Origin of the sequence: Bradyrhizobium sp. AUGA SZCCT0222 (genome assembly GCF_018130205.1) — a bacterium.
GTDB lineage: Bacteria > Pseudomonadota > Alphaproteobacteria > Rhizobiales > Xanthobacteraceae > Bradyrhizobium.
The window spans coordinates 95,734-110,995 of record NZ_JAFCLX010000025.1 but is presented as its reverse complement, the minus strand read 5'-3'; the positions used below and the strand labels follow the sequence as shown (position 1 = coordinate 110,995).

Genomic DNA, 15,262 nt, shown 5'->3' with positions numbered 1-15,262 from the left:
CTCGCAACAGTTCGCCCCTTGCCGCCAAGCGCTCCCTTGCACGAGCTAGACGCAGGTTCTTGCCCAGCCTCGTCGGGTTGATTTGTCGCAGGCGGGCCGCAAGATTGTGCTTGCGTGTGAGGCGACGCAGCTGGCGTTTCGCAATTGGCTGGGAGGCACCGGGGCGAGGCTCGTAGACGGGTAGCGGGCTTTCGCCTCCGCCCACTGCAGCAGATTGCTTTTCTCCATTCACGGAAAGTTAGGGCTCGCTCCGCGTTCCCGTTTACAACCCGTGGATGTGATGCCTAACTCCATTCTCGGGCGACGAATCGACGCTTTCATGACCGTGCTCAGCCATGCATAGCCCGCCGCCATCGCGTCACGCCAATCGCCATCCGTGGAGGTAATTGCATGAGTCCTGAATCCGACGAGTCGTCGCCCCCACCACAGAAGATGTTCGAACCGACGAGTGTCGACGAATTGCTCGAACTGACGGCTTTTCTCCGGGCTGATGAAGCGGCGCGACAGGCATTCGAGCGTGTCGGAGTGCATCGCGATTTCACACCCGAAGAAGTCAATGTCATTGCGCGGGTGCTGGCCGATTTCGTTGCCCGCAGGACCTGGCGTGCGCCAGATCGCAGGCCTACCACGTTTGCTCATGATTTCTGCGGCGAGGTTCCGTTCCCGCCACTCGACTCCACACGTGATCCTTTGCTCCTGAACCTTGCGGTCACGCTCGCGCGATGGATTGGCGGCGGCGCGGTTTCCGGCGTCGACGATCCGGAGGCCCGCGCCTTTCTGGAAGATCGGTTCTTTGAACGGGTGGGCGATCGCGGCGGCATCTTGACTAAAAAAGCGACTGCGGACGAGGTGATGTGGATGGCCCGCAGTTTGATGGCGAACTCCGCTTATTGGGACGTGGTCAAAGAGGTAGTCAAGAAGGGCGAATTTGCCGGTATCGACGACGACCTTCTGAGGGATGTCGTGATGCCGCTTGAGGACGCGATCAGGGCCAAGTATGGGCTGATCAATCGCGGCCATCTCGGTGTGCACAGTCTCTTGCGCGCAATCGCGATGGGCAAGATCGACAGTTTGGATTCGCCGGCGGCATGGGAGTCCATTCGCGCGGACAAGATGTTCGTGCGGGACTGAAGGGGATGAGCGATGGCTGCGGAACAGCTCGCCCTACGCAGCTGACAACCTGGGCAAAGGCATTGACCGTGGACGTACAAAATGACTGACGAGAAATACAAGCCATGGACTGATGCAAACGGCCAATATTTCAGTTGGCTGGAGGAGCTTTGGGCTTTGAACGCGGAACAGAAGGCAAGAAGCGGAGACTCACAAGAGTCCGCCATGATACCCGTGTCGGAATTGCAATTGCCCAAACTCAGTTTTCTCGTGGATTGCCTCAAAGCAATCAGGGAAAATCCTGATTTGATGAGCAAGATTTCCGATATGGCTCGGCTTTACCCGACACCCGATCGATTGCCAGAAGACGAGTCGAGAGAGCTAACTCATTTAATCAGGCTGTTTCTGACGTGGTTCGAGCTCAAGAGAGATCTGGGTCAGAATGGAATAGCTTCGCCGCCTTCGAACCCAACAGCTTCTGGGTTCCTTTACGGAGTTTTATACGATCAAGAACGGGGAAGCCTTCAATGCGCCGATGCCGAGGCAATCAGGCAGGAGATTCTTCCGGGCTTTTTCCTCGACGACTTGAAAGGGCTTGATCAAAAGCCCGCGTAGGGCGGGTTCGCTTTAACCCGCCATCTCGCGATCCAAGCGGCGGGTTAAAGAGAACCCGCCCTACGCAGCTGGATGCTTGAAGAGAATATTATGCCAACAGTGCCGCGCGCGTTGGCAAATTCCAATCGCCGGAGCGCTATATCCAGCCGTATATCGCAAGCGCGATCGATCCATCGCGCCAACGCGAAAACCGCGTCGCTTGCCGGACCGAGCGCCGATTCGTTCGAGTGGAACCCGAAGCCGCGGGACCGGACCGGTAGACAAAACAGACACAAAACGTAACCGGCGGACAAATCGCGCAATGTTTTTGGTGGGAAGTGCGATTTCGTCTTGAGGTTGTAAAGATATTAATGTTCGATGAACGGACAGGAACAGGGGTGGTGGGGCCACTTCCGATCATAGGCGGCAGGACGACGCGCGCGCATCCACGGTTTCGGCCAGGCAGGCCGAACCGGTCGGGCGTCCACTTGCTCCCATGCTAACGGAAGGTGCCGCCGGCTAAAAATGCCGGCCAATCTGCGGTCTGGTCGATAGCGGGCTCCGGCCCGCGCGACCCGGCCGCAAGCTCATATCTCCCCTGACAACGACACGCCCCGACCGGGCGGATTGAAAAGCAGAGGGAGTAGCCCGTGGCAAAGAGCACGAACGGAAAGTCAGCAGCAGCCGAGAAGCCGGTTCTGAACGGGATCAAGGGCGGCGTTCCGGCCGGGGAGGCCGCTCCGGAGGCCCGCCCGCTCGACCCGGAAGTGCTGGCGCAAATCACGGCGTTCAAGACGAGGATTCAGGCCAGCGTCGGCGAAGTGGTCCTCGCCATGCTGAACCTGCCGCGCTACCGCAACCAGACGCTCGCCGACGTCATGCATCTGGTGGTCGAGCCGATGATCCGCGACCGCATCGCCATCGCCAAGGCCGGCGGCGAGGGCAAGGTCGAGGAGACCGCCGGCATCGCGATCTGGGCCAGCGTCTCCGACGAGGTAGACGCCAGGATCCGCGAACAGATCCAGGCCCGCGTGTTCCCGGTCCGCCTCAAGGCCGAGGACTGGAACAGCGGCGAGACCACCTGGCTGCTCGACGTCATCGCCCCCTCGCAAAAGGTCGCCACCGCCGTGCTCGCGAACTTCAAGCAGGTGGTGAAGGACAAGCCGGTGCGAATTCATCCGATCGTCAGCCAGCTGGTCGATCCGGCGGTGCTGGAGAAGATGAAGGTGCGGCCGGTGGGGGATGCGGTGGGGAAGGGCGACGCCTAACCGCCGATCGTCAAATTCGGCTTTTTGGGGCTTCAATCGTTCCAGATCATCTCAACGTGGAAATCTGTCGGGCACCGTAATGTTGAGCATACAATGGTACGGGATCGTCATCGAGAAGGAGACTTCATGGTATTCCGCGACAACTTTGTCGAGGTTCAGCCGGGCTTCCTCGTTGATCCACTGTTGAAGCTTCGTGTCCATTTTGGTGGAACGAGCGGCCTTGAGCCAGACCAGACACTACTCTGCATTGGATACGATCCCGAGATCGATCCGAATCGACTGCTCGTACCGCCGTCGGAGGAAGATCGCAGAATTTGGCTGATGTCGCCGCTCACGGCTCATCTTGTTGACGTCCCCACAATCTTCCAGTCCCGCCGCTATGAGGAAATTCAGAGTGTCTCGTTGTTTTGGAGCGTCGACGGGGATCGCATCCGATACAAGATCGAAAACGATGTGGCTTCGTTCAGACTAAAAGCAAAAACAATTGAGAATAGGCATTTGCCGGAAGTATCCGACAACGGACGCGACACTCTTTTTTATGCGATTACTTCGGCGTCCCGGCTAACGGCTTTGAAGGCCTACGATTTTCGTTCTGCTAGGTTTGCGGGCGTCAAATCAGCAGAAGTCTGGATACGTAGTGACGTGCTCATTGGCTTCTTCAAACTGTCGCCGGCCGAATTCAGGTCGCCCGAACCCGGTTGGGTCATCCTGTCATCGCAGGAGATCGTGCGATGACCATCCTCGGTGCGAGCGTCTTCAATGACGCTGTCGACGCGGTTCTCTCCGGTTACACCAAAGCCGACGGAAGCATTCTGAGCGCTGCTGAGAAGGCTGAATTCATCGCGCAGCTAAGAAACGCGGGCCTCGAAGCTCAACTTGATGCGAGGCTATCCGCCAACAGAGCGATCGTACGTGGTGGAAGCGGAAGTCCCGTATACGTTTTTTGGTCAGATGGGACCTTCGGACTCGCCGAGAAGTATGTTGACGAGATGGCCGCCGCAGGGCGATCCGCTGGTACGATCGGAAGGACTGATTGGGGGCAATTTTTACAAAGTCCGCAGGGTAAGTCCTTCATCCAAAATTTCGTGTCCACATTCGACAATTTTTCATCGACGCGACCAGGTGGACCTCTCCTTTATAGGGGCAATGTGGCAGGCGGCGCGTCAGCCATCGAAACCATTCTGTGGAACTACGGTTCGGCAGACTTTGCGAATAACGCGAAGGAATCCGGAGCGCGGGCGCGCGCTTTTCTCGGCAGTAATGTAAGCGACAACAGCGGCTTTATGAGAATGGAGGTACCTCGCCTGGTCGGGGTCGATCTCAATGGAGAGGTTGTCCCCCAGAGCGCCTCCAAAGAATATCTGATCAAGCAGGATCGGTTCTATACGCTCGTCGAAGATACGTTCAAGGCGATGAACAAAGGTCAGGGCGACCTTGTTGACCGTCGTCGCCTGGAACCATTTCTTGAAAGTGCTGCCTTCAAGAATATTCTCAACAAGGCAAAGGAATTCGTTTCCATCCTTGGATCTGCTCTCGGGGCGGCGGCCTACACGTCGCTTGACCACCTGCAGCGCACCTTTCTGCTGGCGTATCGCAACTCAAGCGCGATGATGGCCAAGTACGCGGAGTTTGCAGATTTGCATGCACGCGCCATCATTCAGATGGCCACCGCTGCTGGCGCTCAGATTCCGGAATTTGCGCGGCAAGGATTAAAGAAGGCAATTGAGTTTTACCAACATCCGGATGGTTCCATCAACAAGCCCAGGGTCGGGTTTTCGATGGCGGCTGGAGTCCTTGCCATCGGCAATATTTGGGTCGAGTGGGACCGGCGCAAGAACACGCCTGGAGCGTTCGAGCTTTATCTAAAGGCAAGCGCCAAGGAATTTGTCGAATCGATACCACTGCTCGGTGCAATTGTGGTTGCATCGCTGTCGCCGATCGGTCCGGCCGTTGTCTTTACTCTTTCAGCCGTCGCTACCTACGCGGCGATTCGAAAAATTGTTAACTATCTGGCGAACGACTACGGGTTGGACCCGAGCAACCCCTTGCTTCCGATCGTCAAGTCCATTGACGCGAGCTTGACCGCTTTTGAGAAGAAGGTTGGGACGTACCTGGAATGGGCAAAGAAGGAGCTTGGTGGACTGGTTGAATCGTCGCTGGAAAGCGTAATCGGGCGGGCCATCGAATGGAGCGGCGGCGAGTCCGCGGCGATACCCGGCTCCACTAACGACATTCTCATCGGCGATGATGTTTCCATTCTCTATGGAGACGACAAGAACAATTGGTTGATCCATCGAAGTGCCGGCGAAGTCTATGGTGACAAGGGCAACGATGTCCTGATTGGTTGGACCCCGGAGATCATCAAGCCCGGTGAGGCGATCGAACGCTCGGTGCGCGATGGCGAGCGCCAAGCCGAGAAGCAGAAGAAGGAATGGCAGGAATCAGGTGATCCGCGTGGCGATCAACCGGTCCCGCGCGATCCCAACGCCAAGCGCGCCGACCGTGAGTATACGCTGAAGCTGGACGGCGGCGCCGGAAACGATTGGGTCATCGTCCTGGGGGGCGACAAAGCTACAACCGCCGGAGGGCTCGGGCGAGACTGGATCTACAACGGCTCGAACGGCGGCGTCATCTTCGGCGATACGATCGACGGAAGAGATCCCGAAACCGGCCAGCAGGTCGAAGACAGCGCCGCGAATAGCGACAACTTCTGGTATTCGGCGAATACCGTCATCAAGGATGCGCAGCATCATGACGTGCTCAAGTTTTATGGACTGAGTCTCACCGGCGGCAATGCAGAGGGTGGCATTGCCGGTCTCATGGCGTTTGGTGGCGTTGGCGCTGCCGTTGGCATGGCCAATTTTGCGCTCTCGGTAGCCGCCGGCGGCGGAAAATACGATCCTGCGCGTTCGATCTATTTCGATCATTTATTCCCGTGGATGACCTATATCTTCCGGCCCAACGCCAATGGCCGGCTGGACATGTTCGTCTCAAACACGTTCGACCTGCTCTTCACGGCGGTGTTAAACGTCATTCCGGGTGATGCCTACAAGGCGCAGCAGGCGCTCGATGCGCAAGGCATCCTCAAGGGCTGGATGAAGGTCGAGGATTTCGACCTCGTCGGCAGCTATATCGGATTCCAGCAGACGGAGCTCACCGGCCAGGGCGACTTCGGCATGGTGTTCAAGGCGGTCAATCCGATCGCCAATCTCATGACGATGCTCGAACCCCTGCTCGGGGTGTACGGCATTGCGATCGCCGCGGAGTATGGCGGCAACGTGCTGATCGATCAGGCGGTAACCCTGGCCGCGGCCGCGATGCGGTTCGAAAAGTCCATGAAGTGGGCCGCCCCCCTCGATCCGCTGGTGATCGATCTCGATGGCGATGGCATCGAGACGACTGAGATCGGGGTCAGTCAGGTCTATTTCGACATCGACGGCGATCTGTTCGCCGAGCGCACCGGCTGGCTGAGGGGCGATGACGGCTTCCTGGTCCGCGACCTCAACGGCAATGGCGGGATCGACGACATCTCGGAAATGTTCGGCGGGGTCGGCCAGTCCGGCTTCGGCCAGCTCGCGGCGCTCGATTCCAATGGCGACGGCAAGATCACGGCTTCGGATGCGTTGTGGTCCGACCTCAGGGTCTGGCAGGACATCGACGGCGACGGCGTCACTGATGCCGGCGAGCTGAGGACGCTCGACCAACTCGGGATTGTCACCCTCGATCTCGGCGTGACCGCCATTGACATTTTGACCCCGCAGGGGACGCGGCTCACTGGTGTTGGCGACGTGACCTTCGAAGGCGGCGCCATCAGAGAGATGTTTGACGCCATCCTGGCGTCGAACGACACCGATACGAGATACGCCGGTGAAGCCGGCCGGGCTGACTGGCAGTCCGGCTCGACGCTGGATGTCAGGGGTTTTGGGCGGATAACCAACCTCGCCATCACCATGGCGAACGATATCGCGTTCGGCGAACTGGTGACGTCCACCGCCGCGGCGATGACGACGCCAAAGATACGCACCTTGGTGGCGCAGGTCGGTGACGTGCTCGGCGCTTGGGGCGCGGCGCTGGAAGAGACGCGCGAGCTGACACCGGTGCTGGTCGGCCTCGACGGCAACGGCAAGGCCGTGCTGCTCGACCGCGGCGTCTATGTCGAGGACGCGCAGGGCGGCTACTGGACGCTCGCCTCCGGCGCGCCGGTGCTCGACGCGCAGGGACAACCGATCGCGCGCGCGACGATGCAGGACGTGCTGGCGCAGGCGGCAGCCTCGGGCGCCGGCTGGCGCCTCGAGCAGACCTGGTCGCCGTCGGACCGCGACGAAGCGGTGACCCACCGCGAGGCCGCGCCCTATCTGATGGGCGTCCTGAACGGACGCGCCGTCATCCTGGACTATGGCATCAAGCAGGCCGACGGTACGTGGAAGCTCGCGTCCGATTCCGCGACCAGTTATGCTACCAGGGGTGATATTCTAGCGCTCGCGCATCCGACCGGCACCGAATGGCGGACTGAAGAGATCGGCTTCAACCCTTATGCCGACCTTCCGGTCGAGGAGATCGGCGTGCGTTTCACCGACGGCATCGCCGTCGACTACACGGTTAAAGTCACCGACCAGGACGGCACCTTCTATGTCTGGGCGCGCAATCTCGATCGCGCCATCGAGCTGGAATGGAAGACCGGCGACTCCAGAGAATTCAACCTGCGCAATTATGCGATCGACTTCGATACGCTCGACGAGGTGAATTCGACCGACGATTCCACCTATCGCGTCGAAATGCTCACCCCGGCCCAGTTCCATTTCGCGACCTCGCTGGGCGGCGTCGATTTCCGTCCCGAAATGCTGACGGCGCAGCTCGACAATGCGACCGGCCACATCGCCTACGCCGTCGGTCCCGGCGGCAGCGCCAACCTCTCGACCGATCCGGCGCAATACGTCTCCGGCATCGCGACCATGATCGACATGCTGCAGCCGGTCATGGAGCAGTATATCGCGACCTCGCGCCGCTATGCGGTGCGTATCGCGATGCAGGGCGGGCTGAAGGACTTCTTCCAGGGCGTCAAATACGACATCGCCTCCGACAGCTACAAGCCGACCACGAACCGCGAACTCGCCCCGATGTTCGAGGCGATCTTCGCCGGCGCGCCGGCCAGCAACGCCGACGATGCCGTGTTCGACTACCTCGCCGAGTGGAACGGGATCCTCGCGCAGGTCTATCCGGATTATCGTCCCTCCGGTGAAGGCAACTTGACCGGCGGCACGCTCGCCGTCGACCAGGCCTTCATCATGCAGATGATGCTGCCGGCCTTTGAGACGGTCGGCGTCGATCTCGACATCCGCGGTGTTGCCCACGCGCTGTCGATCAGCGACGAGCGCATCATCACGCACGCGACCGGCGACACCATCGTCAACGGTACCGATTCCGCCGACTACTTCTACATGACGGACGGCAACCAGACGCTGCGCGGCGGGCTTGGCGCGGACTTCTATTTCGTCGGCCGCAATTCCGGGGACGATTTCATCGACGACAAGGACCACGGCGACGGCGACCAGCTCCGCTTCACCGACGTGCTGTCCGCCGATGTCAAGGCGATCCGCGACGGCGAGGACCTGATCCTTCAGATCCGCGGCCGCACCAACACCATCCGCCTGACCGACCAGTTCAAGGGCGAACTCAATGAGCTCCTAACCAACGGCAAGCGGATGGATTCCGGCGTCAGCGCCATCGTCTTTGCCGACGGCGTGGCCTGGGACCGCTTCCGCATGTCCGTGGAAGTGCTCGACCGGGACCGTGCCGCGGGCCTCTACAACGACAGCCTGATGGGCTCGGGCTCGGCCGATATCCTCTGGGGCGGCAAGGGCAACGACTACATGAGCGGCGGCGCCGGCGGAGACATCTATGTCTTCCAGGCCGGCGACGGGGACGACGTCATCGACGATCTCGGCAACTTCTCGTTCGGGCCCGTCAAGGCCGGCATTGACGTCTTGACTTTCAAGGGCGGCATCAACGCCGAAAATCTGCGACTGATCCGCGACGGCGAAAGCGGCAATCTCAAGATCGTCATCCTCGACAATAACGGTAACCCGACCGGCGACACGCTCGAGATCATCGGGCAGTTCGCCGGCATCAAGACCGGGATCGGTCTGTTCTCCGAGGCGCTGGGCTCAAGCGACGGTCTCGACTATGTCGCGCCGAACCTGATCGAGCGCTTCACCTTCGATGACGGCTCCAGCCTCGATTTCACGCAGATCGTCGAGCAGGTCCTCAAGAACGCCAAGACCGCGGATGACGACGCGATCTACGGCATGATCAACGCCAACACCCTCGATGGCGGGGCCGGCGACGACTTCCTCTCCGGCAAGGAAGGCGACGACACCTATCTCTATGGTCGCAACTACGGCCGCGACGTCATCATCGACAACGCGATACCCGGGCTGTTCGATCCGCCGCAGCACGACAAGCTGCAATTCGTCGACGAGATCCGCTGGACCGACCTCGATTTCCTGCGCGACGGCGCGACCGATACGCTGCGCATGCGCGTCAAGGGCACCAATGATGAAGTCGTGCTGCAGGACTTCCTCGAAACGGTTCCGATCCTCGGCTTCATCAATTTCATCGAGGACATCGTCTTCGGCGACGGCACCACCTGGACCGGCTTCAAGCTCGCCCAGCACTATATCAATATCGCCGCGACATCAGGCAACGACACGATCTACGGTTACGAGGAGCTGTCGGATTCCATCGAAGGCGGTGCCGGCGACGACCGCCTGATCGGCTTCGGCGGCAACGACGTCTATTATGTCGCGATCGGGGAGGGCAACGACACCATCCTCGACTCGTCGGGCAACGACCAGCTCATTCTCGCCGGCATCGCCTCGACCGACGTCGATTTCACCCGCACCGCGCTTGACCTGATCATCACGGTCCGCTCCACCGGCCAGCGTTTCGTGCTGGAGAACCAGTATGTGCGCGACGACGGCCAGACCTTTGCGGTCGAAAATCTCGTCTTTACCGACCGCGCGGTGTCGTTCCTCGACGTCAACCCGGAAGATATCGACCTTGTCGGGACCAACGGCGACGACGCCATCACCGGCTCGAATTTCGCCGAAACCCTCGACGGGCGCGCCGGCAACGACACGCTGACCGGCGGCGACGGCGGCGACACCTACAAGTTCGACGCCGGCTATGGCGAGGACGTCATCATCGACCGCCGCGTGCGCGCGAGCTGGGCGGACCGGCGCGGCATGCAGGTGCCCGTCAACGACGTGGTCCAGTTCGGCGGCGGCATCACCACCGCCGACGTCGTCTACACCAAGGACGGCAACGACCTTCTGATCTCGATCACGGGGCGCACCGACACGCTGCGCATCCGCAACCAGTTCCGCGATGCGGAGGATGGCGTCGAGCTGTTCCGCTTCTTCGACGGCACCATCGTCACGATATCAGATGTCGAGCAACGGCTGCAGATCGCCGGCGGCAACCGCGGCGACAACACCATCACCGGCCTGCTCGATCAGGAGAACGTGCTGGACGGGCGCCAGGGTGACGACACGCTCAACGGCGGCAATTTGGCCGACACCTATGCGTTCTCGGCCGGCTATCGCTTCGACCGCATCAATGAGCGGCCGGACGCGGCCGGCATCATCGATCGCGTGGTGTTCGGCGCCTCCGTGCGTCTCGAGGACATTATCGTCCGCCGCAACGGCAACGACCTCATCATCGATCTCGGCAGCGGCCTCGACGTCCTGACCATCGTCAACGGCCTCTCAACCACCCGTGTCGAGCAGTTCGAGTTCGCCGACGGGCGGATTCTGTCGATCGAAGCCATCATCGACCGCATGCTGACCGGCACCGCGGCCGACGATCATTTGATCGGGTTCGACAACCGCAACGATACGATCGCGGGCGGCGCCGGCCTCGACGCGCTCGAGGGCGGGCTCGGCAACGATACCTACAAATTCGGCATCGGTGACGGCAGCGACAGCGTCTACGACACCGGCGGAATCGACAAGGTCGTGTTCGGAAGCGGCATCACGCCCGAGCTGGTCCAGTTCCGCAACATTGACGGCGACCTGCTGATCACGATCGGCAACGGCACCGACCGGCTCGCCATCCTTTCCGGCTACAGCGCCAAACCCGTCGAGAGCTTCGTCTTCGCCGACGGGACGACGCTGTCGATCGAGGAGGTGCGCGGCATCATCCGCGACGGACTGTCGAACGCCGGCCAGGACCGGGTCGACCTGCGCGAATTGCCGACCGACAGCCCGCTGCATCCCGGCGCCGGGCATGACCGTCTCATCCTCGGCCAGAACTCGCGCGTCGCCATCGGTTCGCTGGAAGGCATCGACAGCGTCGAGATGCCATCCGGGGTCACCAGCGCCACGGTGGTGCTCGAGGCCTATGCCTCGAACGATGCAGTCGTCAGGCTCGCTTCGATCGGCTCCTCCGACCTGATCGTCGCCTTCTCGTCGGGCAGCCAGCTCGTCATCAAGGGCGCGCTCGGCAGCGGCAGCCTGCCCAGCATCGAATTCGCCAATGGCGTTGTATGGGATGCGGCGACGCTGGTGCAGGCGGCGATCGCCAGCCAGGCGAGCGCGGGCAACGACATCATCGCCGGCAGCAGCCGCGCGGATGCGCTGTCGGGCGGCACCGGCGACGACGCGCTGAGCGGTGGCGCGGGCGACGACAGTTACAGCTTCACGCGCGGCGACGGCCGCGACGTCATCGACGACAATTCAGGCAACGACACGCTCGGCATCACCGGCTACCGGCCCGACGAACTGCGCGTCTCGCAGATCGATCCGGCGCGCAACGAACTCGTGCTGTCCTTCGGCGATTCCACCGACCAGATCGTGCTGCGCTATACCGCGGGCTGGAGCGGCGTCGATACCGTGCGTTTCAGCGACGGCACGACTTTCACCCTCGACCAGCTCCGCGACATGGCGGCCGCGGTCGGAACCTGGCAGGACGACCGCATCGTCGGCTCCGCGCGCAACGAGACCTTCGCGGGCGGCGGCGGCGATGACGTCATCGTCGGCGGTGGCGGCGACGACATTTACCGGTTCGCACGCGGCGACGGGCAGGACCGCATCGAGAGCAACGGCTCGGCCGACGGCAAGGGGACGCTGGTGTTCGGCGCGGGCATTGCGCTGGAGGACATCGTCGCGACCCGTGACGCCGACGGCAACATCGTGCTGTCGATCCGCGACACCGATGACCGCATCACGCTGGTCGATCCGCCGGGCGACACCGATCCCGTTGTGGCGAAGCTCCTCTTTGCGGATGGCCGCAGCCTGATTTACCGGGCGATTGCCGCCTCGCTCGCGTCGACCGATCGCGATGACCACATCATCATCCCAGCCGATATCGCGACCCCCGGCATCGGCTCGGAAATCTTCGGTGGCCTCGGCAATGATCGCCTCGAGGGCGGCCGAGGGGCGGACGTCATCACCGGCGGCAAGGGCGCCGATCTGCTGGAAGGCGGCAGCGGCGCCGACATCTATTATTTCGGGCGGGGCGACGGGCAGGACACGATCTCCGACGTCGAGATCACGGATGCGTCCAAGGTCGACAAGGTGCGTTTTGCAGCCGGCATCTTGCCGAGCGACATCCGCATCCTGTCGGTTGGCCCAAGCGACCTCGTGATCGGCATTGCCGGAGGCGACGACCGTCTGACGCTGAAGGATATGTTCCGCGGCGGCACCGCCTCGACCGACTACGGCGTCGAGCAGTTCGAATTCGCCGACGGCACGGTCTGGCAGCTCGCTGACATCTATTCGCATGCCGCCGCCTCGACCGGGGCCGGCGCCGATACGATCGATTTCGGCTCGCAGATCGATATCACCGCCACGCTAGACGGGGGCGCGGGCGACGATGTGCTCGCCGGCGGCATCGGCGACACGACCTACCATTTCGGGCGCGGCTATGGCCGCGACACCATCCGCGAAGGGGCGAACTGGACAGGCTCCAGCGACACCTTGCGCATCGCAAGCGGCATTGCGCCGGCCGACGTCGTCGTCATCCGCGACGGTGACGATATCGTGCTGCGCCTGGTCGGCAGCGACGACCGGCTGACGATTATTGGTCAGGCGACGGCGAGTGCGCCGCATATCGACGTGGTGCGTTTCAACGACGGCACGCAATGGAACGCGGCGACGCTGCTGGCGCGCGCGCTGACGCCGGACGCCGCCGAGCGCGTGCTGCATCCCACCAGCCCCTCGACCGATCCCTTTGCCGATCCGATCTTCGCGGATGCCAATCCGGGGTCCGGTGGCGGCGGCACGTCGGCATCCTCGACGATCGGCCTTGCACTCCATCAGATCGCCACGCAGCCGGTTGGCGGTCCCGCGGTCGTCGGCTCGGCCAGTTCGTTGGGGAACGGCACCTATCAACTGACACCGAACTCCGGCAACATGGTAGGCGCGGTCTGGGGGACCGTCGACCTTGCGAACAGCGTCGTCTGGAAGACGAAGATGTTCTTCGGCGCCAACGAAGGCGGCGCCGATGGCTTCTCCTTTGCGGTTCAGAACACCGGACCCGGCGCGGTCACCGGTGCCGGCGGCGGCGGGATGGGCGCGCTGGTTCCAGGCTCGTTCGGGATCATTTTCGACACTTCGGGGCAGGCCTCCGATTTCAGCCAGTTCGTCGTCAACGGCCAAACCGGCAACAACAGTTTCGACCCGCGGCACGACTTCGCCCAGCTCGAGGACGCCGCCTGGCACGACGTCGTTATCACCTGGGACGCGGCGACCAAGACCTTCTCCTACAGCGTCGACGGAACGCTGATCGGCACCAAGTCCTACGATGTCGTCGGCGGCCTTTTCGGCGGCGATACCACCGTTTGGTACGGCTTCGGAGCTGCGACGGGGGGAGCAACCAACGATCAACGGGTCCAGATCGTTTCGGTTGCGCACCCCGAAGCTGCGAGTGTCGATCCGTCGACGGTGGGGACGATCGAGCATATCGGCTCGGGCCTGTTCGCGCGGACACTCGCCGGCGCGGCGGAACGGAACACCTACAATGTCTTCGTGCCGCTCGCGCGCTGGGGCGAGGGCGTCGATGTCATCTCCAACTTCAAGAGCGGCGATGCCGGCGATGCCCTCAGCATTGCCATTGCCAACGGACTGCCGGGAACGCTGCTGGCACGCGCCGAGGGCCCCGATACACTGATTTATTTCGCAGAGCAGGGAACGCAGCGCTTTGCCGATGCGCGGGTGCTGCTGCGCCTGGCCAACGTCTCTCCCGCCAGCCTGACCGACGTCAATCTCGGCGGTGCACCCTTCACGGTCGTCGTCAACCAGACCTTGAGCGCCACGGGTACTGGCCTTGTTCAAGGCGGCTGGGGCGACGACACGTTCGTTGGCAACAACCTTGCCAACACGCTGTCGGGCGGAGCCGGCAACGATACGATGACGGATGCCGGCGATGGTAACGATACCCTGATCGGCGGGACCGGCAACGACTGGCTCCGCGGCGGCGGCGGTAGCGACACCTATGTGTTCAACCGGGGTGATGGTCAGGACATCATCAGCGACTGGGGCTCCGGTAACGACATGATCCAGTTCGGCGCCGGCATCGCGGCCGCCGATCTGTTGATCACGCAAAGCAGCAACGGCCAAGACCTTATCATCGCGATAGCCGGGACCGACGACAGGATCACGATCCTGCGGGACATTGACTCCGAGTTTACCCGGATCGAGCAACTGCGCTTTGCCGACGGCAGTACGCTCAGCTACGCGCAAATGCTTGAACGATCGCTGGCGCCGACCACCGGCGACGACCTGTTCGTCGGGGATGAATTTGCCAACACGCTGTCGGGCGGGGCCGGCAACGATACGATCCTCGATGCCCGCAACGGCAGCGATACCCTGATCGGCGGGACCGGCAACGACTGGCTCCGCGGCGGCGGCGGCAACGACACCTATGTGTTCAACCGGGGTGATGGTCAGGACGCCATCAGCGACTGGGGCTCCGGCACTGACACGATCCAGTTCGGCGCCGGCATCACGGCCGCCGATCTGTCGATCACGCAAAGCAGTAACGGCCAAGACCTCATCATCGCGATAGCTGGAACCGAGGACAGGATCACGATCCAGCGGGACATTGACGGCGAGTGGACCCGGATCGAGCAACTGCGCTTCGCGGACAACAGTACGCTCAGCTACGCGCAAATGCTGGCACAGTCGCTGACGCCGACCACCGGCGACGACACGTTCTCCGGGGACGAGTTTGCCAATACGATATCGGGCGGAGCCGGCAACGATACGATCCTGGATGCCCGCGACGGCAAC

6 protein-coding genes (1 of these 6 cut by a window edge) are annotated in these 15,262 nt (G+C 62.0%); 5 read left to right on the top strand and 1 reads right to left on the bottom strand.

Annotated elements, in window-relative coordinates; genetic code table 11:
* Positions 1-390: 390 nt before the first annotated feature.
* The 4 genes from JQ629_RS21980 to JQ629_RS21965 all read left to right on the top strand — a co-directional run bounded on the left by JQ629_RS21980 (position 391) and on the right by JQ629_RS21965 (position 3,707).
* Entirely contained in the window at positions 391-1,131 is a 741-nt protein-coding gene (locus tag JQ629_RS21980; protein WP_212414415.1) for a hypothetical protein, read from the top strand.
* Between the two features lie 81 nt (positions 1,132-1,212).
* Positions 1,213-1,725 (top strand): hypothetical protein, encoded by a 513-nt coding sequence (locus JQ629_RS21975; RefSeq protein WP_212414414.1) that lies wholly within the window; start codon positions 1,213-1,215, stop codon positions 1,723-1,725.
* 629 nt (positions 1,726-2,354) lie between these two features.
* Positions 2,355-2,972 carry a toxin-activating lysine-acyltransferase gene (locus JQ629_RS21970; RefSeq protein WP_349631305.1) on the top strand — a complete coding sequence of 206 codons (618 nt, stop codon included), beginning with the start codon at positions 2,355-2,357 and terminating at the stop codon, positions 2,970-2,972.
* Between the two features lie 126 nt (positions 2,973-3,098).
* Positions 3,099-3,707: a hypothetical protein gene (locus JQ629_RS21965; RefSeq protein ID WP_212414413.1), complete on the top strand. Its 609-nt coding sequence runs from the start codon at positions 3,099-3,101 to the stop codon at positions 3,705-3,707.
* A gap of 428 nt (positions 3,708-4,135) precedes the next feature.
* On the opposite strand, the gene JQ629_RS21960 is transcribed toward JQ629_RS21965, so the two are convergent.
* Positions 4,136-4,537, bottom strand: a complete 402-nt coding sequence (locus tag JQ629_RS21960; RefSeq protein ID WP_212414412.1) for a hypothetical protein — start codon at positions 4,535-4,537, stop codon at positions 4,136-4,138.
* A gap of 213 nt (positions 4,538-4,750) precedes the next feature.
* On the opposite strand from JQ629_RS21960, the gene JQ629_RS37180 reads away from it, so the two are divergent.
* Positions 4,751-15,262 carry the beginning of a tandem-95 repeat protein gene (locus JQ629_RS37180; protein ID WP_249135204.1) on the top strand. Its footprint extends 21,159 nt past the window's final position, so the window shows 10,512 of its 31,671 coding nt (coding positions 1-10,512); the start codon lies at positions 4,751-4,753; the stop codon falls past the right edge of the window.

Bases quoted from the DNA above. Each gene is read 5' to 3' on its own strand.
- JQ629_RS21980 (WP_212414415.1), top strand. From the start codon at position 391: ATGAGTCCTGAATCCGACGAGTCGTCGCCCCCACCACAGAAGATGTTC.
- JQ629_RS21975 (WP_212414414.1), top strand. From the start codon at position 1,213: ATGACTGACGAGAAATACAAGCCATGGACTGATGCAAACGGCCAATAT.
- JQ629_RS21965 (WP_212414413.1), top strand. From the start codon at position 3,099: ATGGTATTCCGCGACAACTTTGTCGAGGTTCAGCCGGGCTTCCTCGTT.